The sequence below is a fragment of the Tropicibacter naphthalenivorans genome (assembly GCF_900176475.1).
Taxonomy (GTDB): domain Bacteria; phylum Pseudomonadota; class Alphaproteobacteria; order Rhodobacterales; family Rhodobacteraceae; genus Tropicibacter; species Tropicibacter naphthalenivorans.
In genome coordinates this window covers 113,297-131,198 of record NZ_FWXX01000010.1, presented here as the reverse complement: position 1 = coordinate 131,198, position 17,902 = coordinate 113,297, and the positions used below count along the sequence as shown (strand labels likewise).

Genomic DNA, 17,902 nt, shown 5'->3' with positions numbered 1-17,902 from the left:
TCGAAGTCCTTTCCCGTATCAGTCATGGGCCCTCCAGCAAGGGGAAGGTCAAGCGCCGTGATGGTGATGCATTTTGGGCGGGTGCCGACGCAAGAAGATGTGCTCGAAGCCAAAAACGATGATCATTCCGACACCTGCGATCACCACGATCCAAGGGTCGGCCTGCACCTTCATCCCGGCAAAGGCAGCCAACACGACGGCGTCCAATCCGATTGCGGTCAGCAAGACCCAGCCGCGCGCGCCCACCTCGGTCCGCAGATTGCGGAACACTCCCCAATGGATCAGCATGTCCATCACCAGATAGAAGAACGCCCCCAGCGACGCGATGCGTCCGAGATCGAAGAAGATGGTCAGCAGCGTGGCAATCACAACCGTGTAGACTAAGGTGTGGTCGCGGATGACGCCGGGCATGCCGAAATGGCTGTGCGGGATCATCCGCATCTCGGTCAGCATGGCCAGCATGCGGGACACGGCAAAGACGCTGGCGATCAGGCCGGAGGCCGTCGCCACGAGCGCCAGGCCGACGGTCAGGTAGAACCCGGTCCGCCCCAGGGCCGGTTCCGCGGCCTCGGCCAGCGCATAGTCCCGTGCAGCAACGATCCGGTCCAGCGGCAGACTGCTGCCGACGGCAAAGGCGACCAACAGGTAGACCAGCGTACAGATGGCGATGGAAACGATGATGGCACGGCCAACGTTGCGGTGCGGGTTCGTGATTTCGGCCCCGCTGTTCGTGATGGTCGTGAACCCCTTGAAGGCAAGGATCGCCAGAGCCATCGAGGCGACAAATCCGGTGATCCCGGTGTCTTGCTGTCCCCCGGTCGCCTCGAAGCTGATCCCGCCCGCCCAAAGCGCTGCTATGCCGAAAACGGTGATGCCCCCGACCTTCAGCGCTGCCATCAGCACCGACAGCCAGCCGACGGACCGGTTGCCCGCGACATTGACCAGCCACGCAAACACGATGACGCTCACGCCGATGGCGGGCACAAGCCATGTGTCGCGCGGCATGTCGAGCCCGCGCAGCAGGTAGGTGGCAAAGGTCCGCGCCACGAGGCTTTCGTTGATGACCATCGACAGCGCCATCAGCAGGGCGGCCCCGGCGGCGACAGTCGTTGGGCCATAGGCTTTTTGCAAGATCATCCCTATGCCGCCCGCAGAGGGGTAGGCGTTCGACATCTTGACATAGGTGTAGGCGCTGAAGGCGGTGACAACGGCACCGGCGATGAAGGCGAAGGGGAAGAGCGGCCCCGCCAAAGCTGCGATCTGACCGGTCAGCGCGAGGATCCCGGCGCCGATCATCACGCCGGTACCCATGGCGATGGCATCCAGCAGGGTCAGGCTGTTCTTGCGATAGTCCGAAGTCATTCCGTATTCCTCTTGTCATCGTCCCGGTGCCGCAAGGCCAGCACCAGCAGCGGTACCGCCGTGACCAGCCCCAGGCCGAGGGCCAGCCATTCCGCCGACCCGAAATCTCCCTGCATGGCGACGCTGCCCACATGGGCCAGAACGAAGCTGGCGGGCAGGATTCCGGCCATCGTCGCCAGCGCAAAGCGCCAGGCGTGCAGGCGGCTCAGTCCGGCGGCATAACTCATCGCGTCGAACGATACGAAGGGCAGCAGGCGGCTGACAAAGACCGTCAGTGTCAATGCGTTTTGCGAACCGAACAGCCCGCGATCGGCACTGTGGCCCAATAAACGCTCGACCGTGCCGCGCCCGAGCGTCCTGGCAAGGGCAAAGGCGATGACCGCGCCGATCTCGGACCCGAGGGCGACGTAGGCTGCCCCGGCATAGTGCCCATAGGCGGCACCTGCCGCCAGCGCGATGGGCGCGCTGGGGATCGGGCTGGCGACAACGGCGGCGGTCATCAGTGCGACAACGGCGACAGGCCCCCAAGGGCCCGCGGCATGGACCCAAGTTTCGACCCGCGCGCGGTCGATCGTCGGCATCTGCCCACCCAGCAGCCAGTACAGGGCCAGCGCGCCAAGCAGCGCCGCCGCGATCCACACAAAGGGGCGAAGCGCCGGACTGAACCGATCCACGCCGCGCCCGGTCATGTCAGGTCAGCGCCTCTGGGAGGGATGCAAGCGCCGCATCCAGCGGCACCACGGGCAGCCCGGCGGCGATCCAGCCCGGCCCGGCCCCGGAGCCCAGCATCCCCTCGGAGATATCGGCATACCCGGTGTAGCCCGCCCGCATCAACGCGCCCAGCACCGACAGCGACCGCCCGCCCGTGGCGCAGATCAGCCCGACGGTGCGCTCGCCCGCGTGGGAGCGGGCCGCAAAGAGGCGGTCGGCAAAGCGGGCTTCGTGCATGCTGATCGGCCAGACCCCGGCGCCGATCCCGGTTTCCTGCCATTCCTCGCGAGAGCGGATGTCGATCACCCGCGCAGTATCGTTCAACAGCGCATCATAAGCCTGACCGGCGGACCATGCGCCCGTGCCCTGCGCCCAGGAAGGAACTGCAAACGGCGCCGCGCCCGAAGCCGCCAGCCCTGCCAGCACGAACCGCCGCGTGCGATCAGGCCGCATCGACAGCCCCCATCAGCATGTCGCGGACCTGGCCCGCGACGGCGTGCAACTGGTCGTTGTCGATTGCCGCCATCGACGCGACGGGATCGATCGCGCTGACTTCGGTGCCGCCCTCGACTTCGCGCAGGATGACGTTGCAGGGCAGCATCGCGCCGACGCGCGGTTCCAGCCCGATGGCCTCATACGCCATCTTGGGATTGCAGGCACCAAGGATGCGGTAGCCCTCCATTTCGGCGTCGATCTTCTTTTTCATCGTCGCCTTGACGTCGATTTCGGTCAGCACGCCGAACCCCGCCTCGGACAGGGCTGCGCGCACGCGCATGTCGGCGTCGTCGATCGACACGCCGCTCAGCAGGCGGTCATGGGTATAGCTCATGGCAGGTCTCCTATCGTTGCGGCATGGCCCGATTGCCGGGGCCATGCCCGTGTAACTGGCTCATTCCTGCGCGGGGTCCATCCTCGGCATGGAACCGATCCGCCCGGCAAAGCCCTGCATTTCGGAACCGGTGATCTTGCCGTCGCCGTCGGCATCGAGATGCTGGAAGCGATCGACCATCGTCTCCTTCATCATCTGTGCGTGCCAATCGGCGAATTCGTCAAGGCTCAGGCTGTCGTCCCCGTCGCCGTCATGGGACATCATGCCTTGCCGCATCATGTCGCCCATGTCCCCCATGCCGTCACCGGACGGGCCCATCATGGGGCGCATCATCTGCATCATGTCGCGGTCCATCATCCCCATTGCGGAGGACCCCATGCCCATCATCGGCATGTCGCCGCCCGCGTGCATCCGCATCATCATCTGCATCATGGTGTTGTGCATGTCGCCATTCATCTGGGGAATCGCCATGTCACCGCCCGTCGGGCCGGCGCCGTTTCCGGTGTGGTGGTCTGAGTCCGCAAGGGCGGGCGCTGCGGTCAGTGCCAGAACCGCAAGAACAGAGACAGCTTGTGTAAATCGGGGCATCGTGTGCTCCTTTCGCTTGAGAGTGTCGTTTCCGGCCCCAGTCAAACGCTGTTTTCGGGCGACATGCAGCCCCGGATTTGTAACGATCTGTCGCAAAGCCGGGGCGTGATACAAACCGCTACAAATCGACCGGTGAAGTTCCCGGCCCCGGTCCGTTAGAAGGGGCGCATGGGACAGCAACCGCATATTCTCGTGGTCGACGATCACGCCCAGATCCGCGAAAGCGTCACGCGGTTTCTGCAAAAGAACGGGGTGCGCGCCACCGCAGCCAAGGATGCGGCCGAAATGGATGCCTGCCTTGCGGTCGGCCAATTCGACCTGATGGTGCTGGACGTCATGATGCCGGGCGAGGACGGCCTGTCCGTCTGTCGCCGTCTGTCGCCGCAAGGCGATCTGCCCATCATCCTTCTGACCGCCCTTGGTGAGGAAACCGACCGGATCGTCGGGCTGGAGCTGGGGGCGGATGACTATCTGGCCAAGCCGTTCAATCCCCGCGAATTGCTTGCCCGGATCAAGTCCGTCCTGCGGCGGACCACGCGCGAAGCCCCCATGGCCGGGCGGCTGGCGGGCCAGACGGTGCGTTTTGCCCACCTGCTACTGGACACGGACCGGCAGATTCTGCGCGACGAATCGGGCGCCGAAACGGCGCTGACCAGCGCTGAGTTCAAGCTGCTGTCGGTCTTTTTGGAACGCCCGCGCATTGTGCTGAGCCGGGATCAGTTGCTGGACCTGACGGCAGGCCGCATGGCCGGACCGCTGGACCGCACCATCGACAACCAGATCAGCCGCCTGCGCCGCAAGATCGAGCCCGACGTGTTGCGCCCGCGCATCATTAAGACGGTGCGCAATGGCGGCTACAGCCTTGCCTGCGATGTCGAGGCCGAGGCATGAGCCTGCGTGCCGCGATGACGCTGCGCTGGCAGTTGGTCCTGCTGATCGTAGCGGCGCTGACCGTGGCGCAGATCATCAGCCTGCTGCTGTTCGCCGACGAGCGCAGCCTTGCGATCCGTGCGGCGCTTGGCTTCGAGGCGGCGGGGCGTGCAGCCAACGTGGCGCGCCTGATCGAAGAGGCGCCACCCGATCTGCATGCCTCGATCCTGCGGGCGGCAAATTCGCCTCTCGTGCGGTTCGACCTGTCGCAGACGGCCTTGGTTCAGCACAGCGACCATTCCGATGGCGGTCTGGTCGAAAGCCGCATCCGTACCCTGCTGGATGACAGCTACAGCCGCGACATCCGTGTCGAGCTTCACCAGATCGAGGGCCAGTTGATGCCGCTCGCCAATCTGTCGCGCGAGATGACAGAGATGCACATGGCGATGATGCGGGGCGAGCTGACAGCCATCGAGATGAACCTATCCATAGCCATTTCCGGGGGGCACTGGCTGAATGTGGGCACCCGCTTCGAACGCCCGCCGATCCAGTGGCCGCTGGAATCCATGCTGGCCTTTGTGCTGTCGGCTACGGTGCTGCTGATCGTGGTGATCTGGTTCGTCATGACGCGGTTGACCGGCCCGCTGCGGCGGCTGGCGCGGGCCGCCGACCGGCTGGGGCGGGGCGAGGACGTGCCTGAACTGCCCGTTGCCGGCCCGACCGAGGTCCGCGACCTGACGGTTTCCTTCAACCGGATGCAGGAACGCCTGACCCGCTTCGTCAATGACCGGACGCGGATGCTGGCGGCGCTGGGGCACGACCTGCGCTCGCCCCTGACGGCGATGCGGGTGCGTGCCGAGATGGTCGACGACGACGAAACCCGCGACAGCATCGTCGCCTCGGTCGAGGAAATGCAGGGCATGGTCGAGGCAACGTTGACTTTCGCACGCGGACTGACCGGATCAGAGCAGCCCGAACGCGTCAATCTGCACGACTACCTCGGCGCTCTGTGCCAGACCCTGCCCGCCGGGGTCGACCTGCTGGGAGCCGACGACACCGAACTGCGCTTGCGCCCCAACGCCATGCGCCGCGCCTTGCGCAACCTGATCGAAAACGCCCTGCGCTACGGCCATATGGCGCGCATCGATTGGCAAAAGACTGGCGGGGAGGTGGTTCTGATCGTTGACGACGACGGACCGGGCATCCCCGAGGACCAGTTGGACAAGGTCTTTGACCCGTTTGTGCGGCTCGAAGAGTCGCGGTCGCTGGAAACCGGCGGGCATGGGCTGGGACTGTCCATCGCCCGGACGATCATCCAGTCGCATGGCGGCGATGTCACTCTGACGAACCGGCCCGAAGGCGGGTTGCGGGCACGGGTGCGGCTGCCGAACGGACATGCGGCCAACACCGAAGGAGAAACACCATGAGACAGATCCTGATTTCACTGGGCGCGGCGCTGGCCGGCGCAGCACCTGCGCTGGCCGATGCCGATGACGGCATGATGAACGGCTATGGCATGGGCGGTTTCGGATTTGGCCTTGGCGGGTTCGGGATGCTGCTGTTCTGGGGCCTCGTGATTGCGATCGTCGTACTGGTCGTGATGCGGCTGACGGGCCGTGGCGACAGCGGGCCAGCCGTGTCCGATGCGCCGGATCCCCTTGAGGAACTGCGCCTGCGCTATGCGCGGGGCGAGATCGACGAAGAGGAGTTCCAGCGTCGCAAAGCTGCGCTGGACAAATAACCGCGACACCCCCGAGGGAGGCCAAGCATGATCCCGGAAATCGGACATTTCTCACTGGCATTGGCGCTGGCCTTGGCCATTGTTCAGAGCGTGTTGCCTATTCTGGGCGCGTCGCGCGGCAACGTCGTGTGGATGCAATCCGCGCAATCCTCGGCCATGGGGCAGGTGGTTTTTGTCGGGTTGGCCTTTGCCGCCTTGATGCGCTCTTTCGTGGTCAGCGACTTTACCGTGCTGAACGTGGTTGAGAATTCCCATTCGCTGAAACCGATGCTGTTCAAGATCGCCGGCACATGGGGCAGCCACGAAGGCTCGCTGCTGTTGTGGGTGCTGATCCTTGCGGTGTTCGGCGCGGGCGTGGCCTTGTTCGGATCGAACATCCCCGCCGCCACCAAGGCGCGCGTCCTGTCGGTGCAGGCCTGGATCAGCGTCGGTTTCCTGAGCTTCCTGCTGTTCACCTCGAACCCGTTCGAACGGGTCTTTCCGCCGCCCGCGAATGGCAATGACCTGAACCCGCTGTTGCAGGACGTTGGTCTCGCCATGCATCCGCCGCTGCTGTATTTCGGGTATGTAGGCTTTTCCATCGTGTTTTCCTTTGCGGTTGCGGCCTTGCTCGAAGGGAGGGTCGATGCCGCCTGGGCGCGCTGGGTGCGGCCGTGGACGCTGGCTGCGTGGATGAGCCTGACAGCCGGGATCGCGCTGGGATCGTGGTGGGCTTATTACGAGTTGGGCTGGGGCGGCTGGTGGTTCTGGGACCCGGTGGAGAATGTCAGCTTCATGCCGTGGCTAATGGGAACGGCGCTGCTGCATTCCGCCATCGTCACGGAAAAGCGCGACGCCTTCAAAAGCTGGACGATCCTGCTGGCGATCCTGACATTTTCGTTGTCGCTGCTGGGCACCTTCATCGTGCGTTCGGGGCTGCTGACCTCGGTTCATGCGTTTGCCGTCGATCCAGAGCGCGGGCTGTACATCCTCGGGCTGTTGGGCCTGTCCATCGGCGGGTCGTTGGCGCTTTATGCGTGGCGGGCCCCCGAGATGGAGGGCGGCGGCCTGTTCCGGCCCGTCAGCCGAGAGGCAGGCCTGCTGCTCAACAATCTGATCCTCGCGGCGGCGACCGGGACGGTGCTGTTCGGAACGCTCTACCCGCTGCTGCTGGAGGCGTTGACCGGCGACAAGATTTCGGTCGGACCACCGTTCTTCAACGCCGCTTTCGTCCCGATGATGCTGGTCCTCGTGCTGTTCATGGGGATCGGGCCGTTCCTGTCGTGGAAGCGCGCCGATATTGGCGGGGTGCTCCAACGGGTGCGCTTCGTGGCGCTGCTGTGCCTCGCTGCGACTCTGATGCTTTGGTATGTTCAGACCGGTGCGCCTGTGTTGGCCTATGTCGCGGTTGCCGCAGCGCTCTGGCTGCTGTTTGCGACGCTTCGGGAATGGGCGCTGCGGATCAAGCTGTTCGACGCACCGCTGTCCGAATCGGCCCGCCGCGCCCGCGCACTACCACGGGCGTCGCATGGCATGACGCTGGCTCATGCCGGGCTGGCGGTGGTCATACTGGGCATGGTCGGGTCAAGCGCCTGGAAGAGCGAAGAAATAGCCTTTGTCCGACCTGGGGACCGCATCGAGATTGCCGGGTTCGAGGTCCTGTTCGAGGGGGTCGAGAAGCGTCGCGGGCCGAATTATCTGGCCGATCAGGGCCGGTTGAAGGTTTGGCGCAATGGCAGCTACGTGACGACTTTGTTCCCCGAACGGCGCAGCTATCCCGTGGCCCGGTCGACGACAACGGAATCCGCGATCCGCTCGACCCTGGCAGGGGATCTCTACGCCTCGATCACGGAACCGGCCTCGGACACGGCGGCCAAGGGCGGGGCGTGGACCCTGCGCATCCTGTACGAACCGCTGGTGAACCTGCTGTGGATTGGTGCGGGCCTGCTGGTGCTGGGTGGCGCGCTGTCGCTATCGGACCGTCGCCTGCGCGTCGGGGCGCCACGGCGGGCGCGCCGACCGCAACCCCAGCCCGCCGAATAGGAGTGACCATGAAACGCATGTTAGCCGGGCTGCCGTTGGTGTTGGCGGCCATCCTCGGGGCCTTTTTCCTTTGGGGACTGGACCCTGAGCGTGACCCAAATGATATCCCCTCGGTTCTGATCTCGCACCCGGTGCCGGAGTTTGCGCTGGACCCGGTCCCAGGACTCGACGTGCCGGGCCTTGCAACAGCGGACCTGTCGGGCAATCCCGGCCCCGTGGTGGTCAATGTCTTTGCCTCGTGGTGCGTGCCGTGCAAGGCCGAACATGCGGTCCTGTCGCGGTTCGTCGAACGGGACGGGGTGCGCCTTCTGGGCATCAACTACAAGGACAAGCCCGAGGACGCCCTGCGTTGGCTCGCCGAGTTGGGCAACCCGTACAGTGCCATCGGCTCTGACCTCGATGGTCGGGCGGGTATCGAATGGGGCATTTCCGGCGTTCCGGAAACCTTCATCGTCGGCGGAGACGGAACGGTTCTGTATCGCTATGTCGGGCCGATCGTGGGCGAGGACGCCGTGGCAAAATTCACGCTCGCGTTGCAGCAGGCGCAAGGCGGCCTGTCATGAGGGCGGTGGTGCTCGCCGTTCTGTTGGCTGTCTTGCCCATGCTCGCGCAGGCTGTAGAGCCGGACGAGATCCTGGCCGACCCGGCGCTTGAGGCGCGCGCCCGCGTGATCTCCAAGCAGCTGCGCTGCGTGGTTTGCCAGAACCAGGACATCGACAGTTCCAACGCCGGGGTGGCGCGGGATTTGCGGCTGCTCGTACGTGAACGGCTGACCGCGGGCGACAGCAATGCGGAAGTGGTCGACTACATCCACGCGCGCTACGGAGATTTCGTCCTGTTGAAACCGCCGTTCACACGTCGGACCGTGGTGCTTTGGCTTGCGCCGCTGGTCCTGATTTTTGCAGCGGTGCTGACCGGGGGGCTCAGTCTTTCGCGGGCCCGACGCCGACGCACCGACGCGGCGCTCGATCCCGAAGACGAGGCGCGCATTGCAGCGGCCATGGACCGATACAAACAGGGAGGATCGGAATGATCTGGGGTATTTTCGCCATCATGGCGATTGCTGGTCTGACCATCGCGCTGTTTCCGATGCGCCGGGCAGGCATGGCACCGGTCTTGCGCGCCGACGCCGTGCCGGCGGTTCTGGTCGACCAGCTCGAAGAAATCGACCGCGACATGGCGCGGGGGCTGGTCTCTGCACCCGAAGCAGAGGCCGCAAGGCAGGAAATCCGCCGCCGCATGGCGCAGGTGCTGCGGCGCGCTGATCGGCAGACCGTCACGACGACAGGCGGGCGCGGCGCGCTGATCCTCGCGGCGGTGTTTGTCCCGGCCATGGCCTTTGGCTACTATTCGTTCGCCGGTGCGCCCGACGTGCCGGCTGTGGCCTTCGCCGACCGCGCCGACGAGCGCGCCGACACGCGACGGATCGCCGATTTGGCTGGGCAATTGCGCGAAAGGCTGAGGGCCGATCCCGACGGCGGCCCGACCGATGGCTGGATGTTGTTGGGCCAGACCTATGCGCGCATGGGACAATTCGACGAAGCCGTTACCGCCTTCCGGACGGCCTCTGGCCGTGACGACGCGGTTTCGGCGACATGGTCGATGCTGGCCGAGGCGATGATCCGGGCCAATGACGGAACCGTCACGCCGGACGCGGTGACCGCTTTGAACAGGGCGCTGACGCTGGACCTCTCGAACCCGGCGGCGGCGTTCTACCTTGCGATCGCGGACGCGCAGGCAGGAGAGGTCGGGGCAGCTCATGACCGCCTGACGGCGCGACTGGCCGAGACGCCGGGCTACCAGCCCTGGATGGACACCTATATTGCGCAGGCGAATGCATTCGCACAAACACTCGGCCGGGCGCCCATCGCGTCGCGTGCGCCTGTTGCCCGCAGCCCCAGTGCCGCCGATGTCGCCGCCGCACAGGAGATGAGCGAAGGCGACAGGGCGGTTTTCATACGGTCCATGGTGGATCGTCTGGCGACGCGGCTTGAGGATGAACCGGATGACGTGAACGGATGGCTCAGGCTGGCGAATGCCTATGGCGTGCTCCAAGAGATGGACAAGGCGCGGGACGCTTACCTTCGCGCGGATGCGCTGTTGCCCGAGGGCGATGCGCGCAAGGCAGAGGTCAGGGCAAGCATCGCACGTCTGGAAAACCCGTGATCAGTCCGGGTTACCGGGCCGCCATGTCCATCGTTGACCGTCGTGTACCAGGTGGATCGGGGCGAGAGGATGGATATCCAGCCGGAACCCGGCAATAGGCGGCAGGTCCAGCGCGCTGACAATGACTCCGCGCAGCACGGGCGGGGCCGCCAGAGCCACCACACGATCTGCCGACGAGGCCGCCATCTGGTCCAGCCAGGGTCGTACGGTCGCGCAGAGGTCTGTCAGGGAGGTACCCCCGCCGGGGCGAGCTTCGGGGTCACGGGTCCACAGTGACAGTGCCTCGGGATCGGTGGCGGCGACTTCGTCCAGGGTCATGTCTGTCCAGTGCCCGAAATCCTGCGCGCCGAGCGCCGCGCAGTCGTTTGGCTGCAATCCAAGCTCCAAGGCCAAGACACCGGTCCCTGGCGCGGTCTGGCAAGCACTGCCCCCAAGCCGGCCAGAGAGGGTACGTGCCCGCTGTACCTGCGCAGCGCTCATATCCGCGGCAAGGCGAAAGGGGTGATGCGCAGACATGGGCGCGGCAACGAGGATCAGGCGCATGGGGGGGCTTTCGTACAGGCGAGGCAAGAAAATGTTGGCAGCTCGAGGCATTCTGGCCTATCGATCAGACACAGGGAAATACGGAAGCCGGTGAAAATCCGGAACGGTCGCGCCACTGTGATCGCGCAAGCGTAAGTCAGACACGGATCCCTGGAAAATACTCATGACGCGTCATCAGAAGGAGTACCAAATGACTGTCGCAACCCGTCCCGCCGTTTCGAGCGCTCTTCCCGCCATCCCTATGGGGGACATTGCCCCTTGGGCGATCCTGGCCTCGCTGTTGGCTGTCCTGGTGGTCTATTTCGTCGGTGCAGAGCAGGGCGCATGGTCTGTTATCGCCGGGACCGACGTGCATGAATTCGTGCACGATGCGCGCCATCTTCTTGGCTTTCCCTGCCACTAAGTTACAGCGATGACTCGTCTTCTTGTGCTCGGCCTTCTGGCCGGGCTGTTGGCATCCGTGGTGACGTTCGGCGTGGCGCGACTGGTTGGTGAGCCTGCGCTGGACGCGGCCATCGCGCTGGAAACCACCGACAGCCACACACACGCGGCAGATACGCCGGATCATTCCGACACCGGCGGCATGTCGCGCCGATTGCAGGCTGGTCCGGGATTGTTCGTCGGTCTCGCCGCCGTGGGCGTGGCCTTGGGCGGGATCCTGGCAATCAGCTATGCCGTGGCGCGGGGGCGGTTCCTGCATGGATCGACACGGGCCACGGTGGGCTGGATCACGTCGTTGGGGTTCGCCGCGGTGATCGTCGTTCCCATGCTGAAATTTCCGGGAAATCCGCCGGCAGTGGGCAACCCCGAAACGATCGGGGCGCGCACCCTGGCCTATTTCGCCTTTCTGGCCCTGTCGCTGGCAACGCTCGGGCTGGCTGTCTCGGCGGTGAAAGGGATCGCTTCGCGACGACGCAAGATGCTGATCGGGGCGGGGATCTACGCAGGGGTCATGTCCGGGGCAGCGATCCTGTTGCCCTCGTTCCACGAGGTGGACCCGGCCTTTCCGCGCGATCTGCTCTGGCAGTTCCGGGCATCGACATTGGCGGTGCAGGCAACGCTGTGGGCCAGCACGGGGATCGCCTTTGGCTGGCTGGTCGAACGGTTCGGCCAATCCATTTGACGGGAGGTGTACAGATATCGGCACGGTGACGTTCAGAAAGTAACCTTCACGTTCGGTGCTTGCGGCGGAATTCCGGCGCGACCAAAGCGTTGCCAGATCAGCGAGTTGTTTCCCGATGTCAGGGCCGCAACTGGCCGTCCGCACGCGCGACTGGCCAAGACGCGTGGTTTGCGCGCAAGGCAGAGGTTCAGGCAATACTGGCGCAACTCGGGGGAGACTGAGGTCAGCCGACCCGACGGATCAGGCTAAATTGAAAAGCTTGCTCCGCGCCTTTCGGGGTTTGGTGGAGGTGGCGGCGATGCGCCACCGGCGCGAAACTGTCTGCCAAAAGCACCGCGATATTCTCGGGGCTGTAGCGGACGACCGGCAGGCCGCTGCACCGATCCGGTCCGTCCGGCGCAAAAGTGGCTATGATGGCATGGCCATCGATCCGGACGGCGCGTGTCAAGCTCTCGATATAGGCGGCTCTGTCGGCGGGGTCGGTGAGAAAGTGGAATACCGCCCTGTCATGCCACAGGTCGTACTGTCGCGTCGGCGACCAGGTGGTGATGTCTTTACACAGCCAGGTCAAGCTGCCCCCTGCGGGCCCCAGCCGGTCTCGCGCGGCATCCAAGGCCACTTGCGACAGGTCCAAAATCGTCACGTCGCGCAGCCCCATCGCCAGCACGGCGTCCGTGAAACGGGACATGCCGCCGCCTATGTCGATCACCGACGCGCCTCTGGGAATTCCGGCCATCCGAATTAGGTCGAGCGAAACTGTCGGATCGTCCGTAACCGACCGGTTGAGGCCGCCTGCCGGTTGGAAGCGACCTGATCTAAGACACGTGCTTAACGACGTCCTTTGCGACGTGTCTTGGATGGAGGGGTCATGCTGGGCGAAGTTCTGGGCGTTGAGCGACGCCGACGGTGGAGTGACGACGCAAAGCTCGAGATCGTGCTGGCGGCTGGTGCTGACGGGGCGACGGTGACCCAGGTCGCTCAGCGCTACGAGGTGACACGCTCTCAGATTTACGGTTGGCGGCGGGACCTGAAGCAAAAGGGTCTCTGGTCGCCCGGTCACGGCGCTTACTTCCTTCCCGTCGATTTCCCGGAGTCGGCGGCTCCAGCGCCCACGCCGACCAGATCGGTTCCGGTGGAGTTGCGGTTGACCAACGGGAGATGCTTGAGGTTCGACAGCAGCATGGACGGAGAAGCTCTGACGCGGCTGATCCGGGCCATCGAGGCGGCATGATCGGCCCGGGAACGGGCGTGCGGGTCTACCTTGCCTGCGGCGCCACAGATATGAGGAAGGGCATTTCTGGCCTATCCGCCATGGCACAGGACGTTCTGCGTCAGAAGCCTGCAAGCGGCGCGGTCTTCGCGTTCCGGGGGCGCCGGGGCGACCGGCTCAAGCTGCTCTATTGGGATGGTCAGGGCTTCTGCCTTTACTACAAGGTTCTGGAACGCGGGCGCTTCCCGTGGCCGAGCACCGAAGGCGGCGTTGCCCGGCTTACCTCGGCTCAGCTGGCCATGCTGTGGGAAGGGATCGATTGGCGCCGTCCGGACTGGGGCGCGCCACCTGCGCGCGTGGGATAGATTGTCTCCCTGAAGTCCCTTGTTTTGTTGGCTATTATGGGCGCCGCGTGGTATCTGTCGGCATGTCTGATGACGCCGATATCCTCTCCAACGATCCCGCTGTTCTGAAGGCGATGATCGCCGCCCTCCAGGCGGAGAATGTCCGCATGTCGGTCACGCTGCAGGCTCATGAACACCTGGTCCAGACGCTGCGGCTGAGGATTGCGAAACTGCAGAAACAGGCGTTCGGCAAGTCGTCGGAAAAGATCGAACGGGAGATTGCCCAGCTCGAGCTCGCGCTGGAAGACCTGTTGATCGCGGCGGCCGAGCAGCGCAGCGAACCGATCGAAGATGAGGATGCGGGCCCTCTCGACATGGTGCCCGAAGCCGCCGAGGTGAAACCCCGCCGCAGGCCGCGGGTATCGGATGGGACACCCCGCGAACGCCGCGAACTCGATCCCGGCACCTGCTGCCCGGAGTGCGGGGGCGAGCTGCGCGTGGTAGGAGAAGATGTCAGCGAGTTGCTCGACATGGTTGCCGCGCAGATGAAGGTGATCCAGATCGCACGGGTGAAGAAGTCGTGCCGCCGCTGCGAGAAGATGGTTCAGCCTGCCGCCCCGAGCCGCCCGATCCCCGGCAGCATGGCTGGGCCAGGCCTTCTGGCCCATGTCCTGGTCTCGAAGTTCGATGATCACGTTCCGCTCTATCGCCTCAACGAGATTTATGCCCGCATGGGCGCCGAAGTGCCGGACAGCACGTTGCTGGACTGGTGCGGCCGGGCCATGAAGGTGCTCGAACCGGTCATCGAAAGGATCGAGGCCGAGATCATGGCCGCGCCGATCCTCCATGCAGACGACACTCCGATCCGCGTATTGGACCGGTCACGCCGGGACCGCGGCCTCGGCAAAGGGGTCAAGCAAGGTCGGGTCTGGGCCTATGTCTCAGATCAGAGGCCCTGGGCCGGCAGCGCACCGCCTGGTGTGGTCTACCGCTTCTCGCCGGACCGGAAAGGGGAGCATCCCCGGCAGCACCTGCACGCCAGCAGCGGCATCCTGCAGGCCGATGCCTACGCAGGCTTTGCCCAGCTCTATGAGCCGCGGGCGGACGGCAGTAGCCAGTTCAGGGAGGCGGCCTGCTGGGCCCATCTGCGACGCGACTTCCACGATGTCTGGGAGACAACCAGGTCGGAGATCGCACGCGAGGCGCTCGATCGGATCGGGAAGCTCTACGACGTCGAACGGCAGATCGCCGGTCAACCCGCCGGACTGCGCAAGGCGGCGCGGCAACAGCACTCCAGGCCCAAGGTCGACGCCTTCAAGGCGTGGGCCGAGGCGCAACTCGTGCGCATCCCAGGCAAGGGCGATCTTGCCAAGGCCTTCCGCTATGGGCTCTCCCGTTGGCACTCCTTCGAGCTCTATCTCGAGGACGGGCGCATCGGCATCGACAACAACCCGGCCGAGCGCGCCATGCGCCCAATCGGGATCGGGCGCCGCAACTGGCTGTTCGCCGGCTCCGACAGCGGTGGCGAGACCCTCGCCCGGGCCATGACGTTGATCGAGACCGCCAAGATGAGCGAACTGGACCCGCAGGCCTGGCTAGCCGACGTCCTCGACCGCATCCACGATCACAAGATCAACCGGCTCGACGAACTGCTCCCATGGAATTGGCAGCCGAGAAGCCAGCTTGAGAGCGAGGCCGCCTGATGGCTGAGACAACCTATGTCTGCTTGCTCAGCCACGTTGCCAGCCTGCTCGGAGAGGAGTTGGACCTTCTCGAAGCCATCGTCAGCAACGATGACAACCTCACCTACGGCAATATCGTTAGCGTCCAAGTCGGTCAGGACAACTACCAGACTGCCCTCACGGATGACGGTATCGACGAACTTCGGGACATGCTCATGTCTGCCCGGGTCTCGATCGAGCAATGGCATAGCTTCCTCGAGGACTTCGTGGACGACCCCGACATCATCGAACGCGTCAAGAACATTCCACTGCGGTAGCTATCGGGCGCTTACGATCGTCCTGATGCCAGCTCAGGCTGGTCTCGGGCGTCTTGCCGTAGACGGTGTCCCAGTGTTCTTTTCGATCGACTGACATGGCCATGCCCACTGACGCGGATCTGCAGACCAACTAAAGGTCCAACATATTCCATATACATTATGTTTAAATGTCAGTTCGGCAAGGTTGCCCGATCGAGAGCCTTCAGCACGGATCGGTCCGTCAGGATTTCCGACAGGACGATACCCTCTGGCGCGCCCGGTCCATAGACGACGTTGAAGGGGATGCCGTAACGGTCGAAGCTTTCGAGATAGCGCGCAATCGACTCGTCCGGGCGCGTCCAGTCGGCCTGCATGAGGGTGATGCCGTCAGCGGACAGCGCCGTGCGCACCGGGTCGCGTTCCAGCACCAGGGCTTTGTTGGCCTTGCAGGTCAGGCACCAATCCGCAGTGACATCGACAAAGACGACCTGCCCGCCCGACACCTGCCGCGCGATCTCGGCGCGGGCAAAGCTTTGCCAAGCCAGCGCGCTGCCGTCCGGCGCGGGGGAGGCGGCGGGCGTGGACACGAAGGGAGCGGCCACCAACGTCACAGCGACCAGAAGCGCCGCGCCAGACAGGCGCGGACCCGGTGACAGGCGGCTGAGCGACAGCAACCCGGTCACCGACAGCGCCAATGCCAGCACGATGAGCGCAGTCCACGGCCCGGCGACACCGCTCATGACCCAGACCAGCCACCCGAGCGTGGCCAACAGCATCAGCCCCAGAACCACCTTGACCAGCAGCATCCAGCGCCCGGGCTTCGGCAGGCACGTCACCACTCCTGGCCACGCCGCGACCAGCAGGTATGGCAGAGCCAGCCCCAGCCCCAGCGCGGTAAAGATCACGGCGATATCGAGACCCCGACCGGCCAGCGCAAAGGCTATGGCGGTGCCCAGCAGCGGCGCGGAACAGGGCGTGGCCATGACCGCCGCGAAAAGGCCTGTGGCAAAATCTCCGCCGCCGTTATTGGCCATCCATGTCTGGAGCCTGGACGGCAAGGAAATCTCGAACGCGCCCAGCAGGTTGCCGGAAAAAACCGTCATCACGACGATCAGACCTGCAAGGAAGACCGGGTTCTGGAATTGCAGACCCCAACCCACGGACACACCCGCCCATTTCAATCCGTAGAGTACCGCCGCAAGCGCCCACATGAAGGTGAGGACCCCGGCGGCGGCGGCAAGAAAACCGCGGCGGATGCGCGGGCGATCCTCTGAGCCGTGGCGCAGGACAGACGAGAACTTGATCGACAGGACGGGCAGCACGCAGGGCATAACGTTCAGGATCAGACCGCCAAGGAAGGCAAGCGCGGCGATCCCGGCCAGCATCCCCGCCCCGGTCCTCCGCGTTGCCAGACGAAAGGGCGGGGCAGGGGCGCTTGCCACCTTTGTGGCTGGCACCGTAAAGGCGCGGGTGTCCCCGTCGGTCACTGTGATACGCGGTGTCTCGGGCGGGCCAGAGGACAGGATCGGGAGCCGCGCCCAAAGCAGGCGTCCGTCTTCGCCCAGCCGAATGTCGGGTGCACCGAAGGTGACGCCGTCACCGGCCTCGGGGAAGATGTCGGGCGCGTCGAAGGCCTTGGTGCTGCGCAGCGCGACGGTCAGGCTGCGGGCCGCGTCATCCACATGGAATTGCGCCGAGGTGATGCGCGGAACGGGGGCCATTTGCGGGACCTTGTCCACGAAACGCGCAATCCTGTCGGCAGAGGTCTGGTCGATGCCGCTGCCCGGCGGCAGGTCGAGCGTCAGGACGAAATCCTCAGGCACGCAGATGTCGGAGCATACCAGCAGCGACACGGCCGCGTGCAGCCGGGCCGCGGTGCCGGGCTGTTTCAGCGTGATCCGCAAGGGGAACACAACCTCTCCATGATAGCCGAAATTCTGGATGCCGAAGGCGGTGAAGCGTTCCGGTGCAGGCCATTGAAAATCGACTTCGGCGATGTTGGTCGAGCCGGACCAGTCGACCCGGGGCGGTGTGCCGACCTCTCCCGGCGTGCGCCAATAGGTCTTCCATCCCTCGGATATGGTCAGGTCCAACCCGGCGGCCAAGCTGCGTGATCCCGGCGCCACACCGTTTTGCGCGGTGATGAGCCGGGCAATGACAGGGGTCGAACGATAAACGTCCGACGTGGCGGCCAAGGCCCCGCTCGCAATCAGCGACAGGGCGGTCAGAAACCCGACAAAATACGTCTTCCGGCGCAGCATGGTCACGTCAGTTTCCCGTGTTCAGAACGAATCCTGTCCGGCCATCTGCGCAACGCAGTTGTGCAACGCCGGGCGACGATCCGTCCACGATCTCGCAGCCAGGGGGAAGCAAGGCCGCGACCGTATCTCCACCCTGCGTCGACAGGGCTGAGGG

General features: G+C 64.9%; 21 protein-coding genes and 1 riboswitch. Of the genes, 13 read left to right on the top strand and 8 right to left on the bottom strand.

The features are described 5' to 3' along the window. Positions 1 to 48: 48 nt before the first annotated feature. The 5 genes from B9A11_RS17700 to B9A11_RS22310 are packed head-to-tail and all read right to left on the bottom strand — an operon-like array spanning position 49 to position 3,490. On the bottom strand, positions 49 to 1,362 hold the full coding sequence (locus B9A11_RS17700) for an APC family permease (RefSeq protein WP_058249088.1): 1,314 nt from the start codon (positions 1,360 to 1,362) through the stop codon (positions 49 to 51). Beyond that, complete coding sequence (locus tag B9A11_RS17695; RefSeq protein ID WP_234988891.1) at positions 1,359 to 2,036, bottom strand: TVP38/TMEM64 family protein; 678 nt, start codon at positions 2,034 to 2,036, stop codon at positions 1,359 to 1,361. Before B9A11_RS17695 ends, B9A11_RS17700 begins: the two co-directional genes overlap by 4 nt. Before the next feature lie 16 nt (positions 2,037 to 2,052). Further along, positions 2,053 to 2,526 (bottom strand): rhodanese-like domain-containing protein, encoded by a 474-nt coding sequence (locus B9A11_RS17690; RefSeq protein ID WP_106268377.1) that lies wholly within the window; start codon positions 2,524 to 2,526, stop codon positions 2,053 to 2,055. Beyond that, positions 2,516 to 2,902, bottom strand: a complete 387-nt coding sequence (locus B9A11_RS17685) for a DUF302 domain-containing protein (protein WP_058249086.1) — start codon at positions 2,900 to 2,902, stop codon at positions 2,516 to 2,518. The genes B9A11_RS17690 and B9A11_RS17685 overlap by 11 nt, the downstream gene beginning before the upstream one ends. 60 nt (positions 2,903 to 2,962) lie before the next feature. Then, the gene (locus B9A11_RS22310; RefSeq protein WP_058249085.1) at positions 2,963 to 3,490 is read right to left on the bottom strand and encodes an EF-hand domain-containing protein; all 528 of its coding nucleotides are present in this window, start codon (positions 3,488 to 3,490) and stop codon (positions 2,963 to 2,965) included. A 168-nt stretch (positions 3,491 to 3,658) separates the two neighbouring features. On the opposite strand from B9A11_RS22310, the gene B9A11_RS17675 reads away from it, so the two are divergent. The 7 genes from B9A11_RS17675 to ccmI are packed head-to-tail and all read left to right on the top strand — an operon-like array spanning position 3,659 to position 10,289. Further along, a complete protein-coding gene (locus B9A11_RS17675) occupies positions 3,659 to 4,381 on the top strand; it encodes a response regulator (protein WP_058249084.1) in 723 nt (240 codons plus the stop codon). After that, positions 4,378 to 5,787: an ATP-binding protein gene (locus tag B9A11_RS17670; RefSeq protein WP_058249083.1), complete on the top strand. Its 1,410-nt coding sequence runs from the start codon at positions 4,378 to 4,380 to the stop codon at positions 5,785 to 5,787. The genes B9A11_RS17675 and B9A11_RS17670 overlap by 4 nt, the downstream gene beginning before the upstream one ends. Then, positions 5,784 to 6,101, top strand: coding sequence for an SHOCT domain-containing protein (locus B9A11_RS17665; protein ID WP_234988890.1), 318 nt, complete (start codon positions 5,784 to 5,786; stop codon positions 6,099 to 6,101). Before B9A11_RS17670 ends, B9A11_RS17665 begins: the two co-directional genes overlap by 4 nt. 27 nt (positions 6,102 to 6,128) lie before the next feature. Further along, positions 6,129 to 8,123 (top strand): heme lyase CcmF/NrfE family subunit, encoded by a 1,995-nt coding sequence (locus B9A11_RS17660; protein ID WP_058249082.1) that lies wholly within the window; start codon positions 6,129 to 6,131, stop codon positions 8,121 to 8,123. Between the two features lie 8 nt (positions 8,124 to 8,131). After that, positions 8,132 to 8,686: a DsbE family thiol:disulfide interchange protein gene (locus B9A11_RS17655; protein WP_058249081.1), complete on the top strand. Its 555-nt coding sequence runs from the start codon at positions 8,132 to 8,134 to the stop codon at positions 8,684 to 8,686. Continuing rightward, the gene (locus B9A11_RS17650; protein WP_058249080.1) at positions 8,683 to 9,156 is read left to right on the top strand and encodes a cytochrome c-type biogenesis protein; all 474 of its coding nucleotides are present in this window, start codon (positions 8,683 to 8,685) and stop codon (positions 9,154 to 9,156) included. The genes B9A11_RS17655 and B9A11_RS17650 overlap by 4 nt, the downstream gene beginning before the upstream one ends. Further along, positions 9,153 to 10,289, top strand: a complete 1,137-nt coding sequence (gene ccmI / locus B9A11_RS17645) for a c-type cytochrome biogenesis protein CcmI (RefSeq protein ID WP_058249079.1) — start codon at positions 9,153 to 9,155, stop codon at positions 10,287 to 10,289. The genes B9A11_RS17650 and ccmI overlap by 4 nt, the downstream gene beginning before the upstream one ends. Here the strand turns inward: ccmI and B9A11_RS17640 are convergent, their stop codons facing one another. After that, positions 10,290 to 10,883: a histidine phosphatase family protein gene (locus B9A11_RS17640; RefSeq protein WP_159452516.1), complete on the bottom strand. Its 594-nt coding sequence runs from the start codon at positions 10,881 to 10,883 to the stop codon at positions 10,290 to 10,292. After that, positions 10,869 to 11,000, top strand: a riboswitch (cobalamin riboswitch). Its footprint overlaps the gene before it by 15 nt. A gap of 22 nt (positions 11,001 to 11,022) precedes the next feature. Here B9A11_RS17640 and B9A11_RS17635 point away from each other — a divergent pair. Further along, complete coding sequence (locus B9A11_RS17635; protein WP_143595919.1) at positions 11,023 to 11,235, top strand: CbtB domain-containing protein; 213 nt, start codon at positions 11,023 to 11,025, stop codon at positions 11,233 to 11,235. Positions 11,236 to 11,244: 9 nt separating this feature from the next. Continuing rightward, on the top strand, positions 11,245 to 11,955 hold the full coding sequence (locus tag B9A11_RS17630) for a CbtA family protein (RefSeq protein WP_058249076.1): 711 nt from the start codon (positions 11,245 to 11,247) through the stop codon (positions 11,953 to 11,955). Between the two features lie 223 nt (positions 11,956 to 12,178). On the opposite strand, the gene B9A11_RS17625 is transcribed toward B9A11_RS17630, so the two are convergent. Continuing rightward, positions 12,179 to 12,691: a class I SAM-dependent methyltransferase gene (locus B9A11_RS17625; protein WP_083499941.1), complete on the bottom strand. Its 513-nt coding sequence runs from the start codon at positions 12,689 to 12,691 to the stop codon at positions 12,179 to 12,181. Between the two features lie 117 nt (positions 12,692 to 12,808). Between B9A11_RS17625 and tnpA the strand changes: the two genes are divergently transcribed. The 4 genes from tnpA to B9A11_RS17605 all read left to right on the top strand — a co-directional run bounded on the left by tnpA (position 12,809) and on the right by B9A11_RS17605 (position 15,508). Continuing rightward, a complete protein-coding gene (tnpA, locus tag B9A11_RS17620) occupies positions 12,809 to 13,186 on the top strand; it encodes an IS66-like element accessory protein TnpA (protein WP_200807311.1) in 378 nt (125 codons plus the stop codon). Beyond that, complete coding sequence (gene tnpB / locus B9A11_RS17615) at positions 13,183 to 13,530, top strand: IS66 family insertion sequence element accessory protein TnpB (protein ID WP_058249075.1); 348 nt, start codon at positions 13,183 to 13,185, stop codon at positions 13,528 to 13,530. Before tnpA ends, tnpB begins: the two co-directional genes overlap by 4 nt. Positions 13,531 to 13,592: 62 nt before the next feature. Then, the gene (gene tnpC, locus B9A11_RS17610) at positions 13,593 to 15,212 is read left to right on the top strand and encodes an IS66 family transposase (RefSeq protein ID WP_058249074.1); all 1,620 of its coding nucleotides are present in this window, start codon (positions 13,593 to 13,595) and stop codon (positions 15,210 to 15,212) included. Beyond that, positions 15,212 to 15,508 carry a hypothetical protein gene (locus B9A11_RS17605; protein ID WP_058249073.1) on the top strand — a complete coding sequence of 99 codons (297 nt, stop codon included), beginning with the start codon at positions 15,212 to 15,214 and terminating at the stop codon, positions 15,506 to 15,508. The genes tnpC and B9A11_RS17605 overlap by 1 nt, the downstream gene beginning before the upstream one ends. A gap of 170 nt (positions 15,509 to 15,678) precedes the next feature. Here B9A11_RS17605 and B9A11_RS17600 read toward each other — a convergent pair whose 3' ends face one another. Beyond that, on the bottom strand, positions 15,679 to 17,748 hold the full coding sequence (locus B9A11_RS17600) for a protein-disulfide reductase DsbD family protein (protein WP_058249072.1): 2,070 nt from the start codon (positions 17,746 to 17,748) through the stop codon (positions 15,679 to 15,681). Positions 17,749 to 17,902 lie beyond the last annotated feature (154 nt).

What these genes read in the sequence shown, in the direction of transcription:
- B9A11_RS17700 (WP_058249088.1), bottom strand. Translation starts at nt 1,362, where the DNA reads ATGACTTCGGACTATCGCAAGAACAGCCTGACCCTGCTGGATGCCATC.
- B9A11_RS17690 (WP_106268377.1), bottom strand. Translation starts at nt 2,526, where the DNA reads ATGCGGCCTGATCGCACGCGGCGGTTCGTGCTGGCAGGGCTGGCGGCT.
- B9A11_RS17685 (WP_058249086.1), bottom strand. Translation starts at nt 2,902, where the DNA reads ATGAGCTATACCCATGACCGCCTGCTGAGCGGCGTGTCGATCGACGAC.
- B9A11_RS22310 (WP_058249085.1), bottom strand. Translation starts at nt 3,490, where the DNA reads ATGCCCCGATTTACACAAGCTGTCTCTGTTCTTGCGGTTCTGGCACTG.
- B9A11_RS17675 (WP_058249084.1), top strand. Translation starts at nt 3,659, where the DNA reads ATGGGACAGCAACCGCATATTCTCGTGGTCGACGATCACGCCCAGATC.
- B9A11_RS17670 (WP_058249083.1), top strand. Translation starts at nt 4,378, where the DNA reads ATGAGCCTGCGTGCCGCGATGACGCTGCGCTGGCAGTTGGTCCTGCTG.
- B9A11_RS17665 (WP_234988890.1), top strand. Translation starts at nt 5,784, where the DNA reads ATGAGACAGATCCTGATTTCACTGGGCGCGGCGCTGGCCGGCGCAGCA.
- B9A11_RS17660 (WP_058249082.1), top strand. Translation starts at nt 6,129, where the DNA reads ATGATCCCGGAAATCGGACATTTCTCACTGGCATTGGCGCTGGCCTTG.
- B9A11_RS17655 (WP_058249081.1), top strand. Translation starts at nt 8,132, where the DNA reads ATGAAACGCATGTTAGCCGGGCTGCCGTTGGTGTTGGCGGCCATCCTC.
- B9A11_RS17650 (WP_058249080.1), top strand. Translation starts at nt 8,683, where the DNA reads ATGAGGGCGGTGGTGCTCGCCGTTCTGTTGGCTGTCTTGCCCATGCTC.
- ccmI (WP_058249079.1), top strand. Translation starts at nt 9,153, where the DNA reads ATGATCTGGGGTATTTTCGCCATCATGGCGATTGCTGGTCTGACCATC.
- B9A11_RS17640 (WP_159452516.1), bottom strand. Translation starts at nt 10,883, where the DNA reads ATGCCTCGAGCTGCCAACATTTTCTTGCCTCGCCTGTACGAAAGCCCC.
- B9A11_RS17635 (WP_143595919.1), top strand. Translation starts at nt 11,023, where the DNA reads ATGACTGTCGCAACCCGTCCCGCCGTTTCGAGCGCTCTTCCCGCCATC.
- B9A11_RS17630 (WP_058249076.1), top strand. Translation starts at nt 11,245, where the DNA reads ATGACTCGTCTTCTTGTGCTCGGCCTTCTGGCCGGGCTGTTGGCATCC.
- B9A11_RS17625 (WP_083499941.1), bottom strand. Translation starts at nt 12,691, where the DNA reads ATGGCCGGAATTCCCAGAGGCGCGTCGGTGATCGACATAGGCGGCGGC.
- tnpB (WP_058249075.1), top strand. Translation starts at nt 13,183, where the DNA reads ATGATCGGCCCGGGAACGGGCGTGCGGGTCTACCTTGCCTGCGGCGCC.
- tnpC (WP_058249074.1), top strand. Translation starts at nt 13,593, where the DNA reads ATGTCTGATGACGCCGATATCCTCTCCAACGATCCCGCTGTTCTGAAG.
- B9A11_RS17605 (WP_058249073.1), top strand. Translation starts at nt 15,212, where the DNA reads ATGGCTGAGACAACCTATGTCTGCTTGCTCAGCCACGTTGCCAGCCTG.
- B9A11_RS17600 (WP_058249072.1), bottom strand. Translation starts at nt 17,748, where the DNA reads ATGCTGCGCCGGAAGACGTATTTTGTCGGGTTTCTGACCGCCCTGTCG.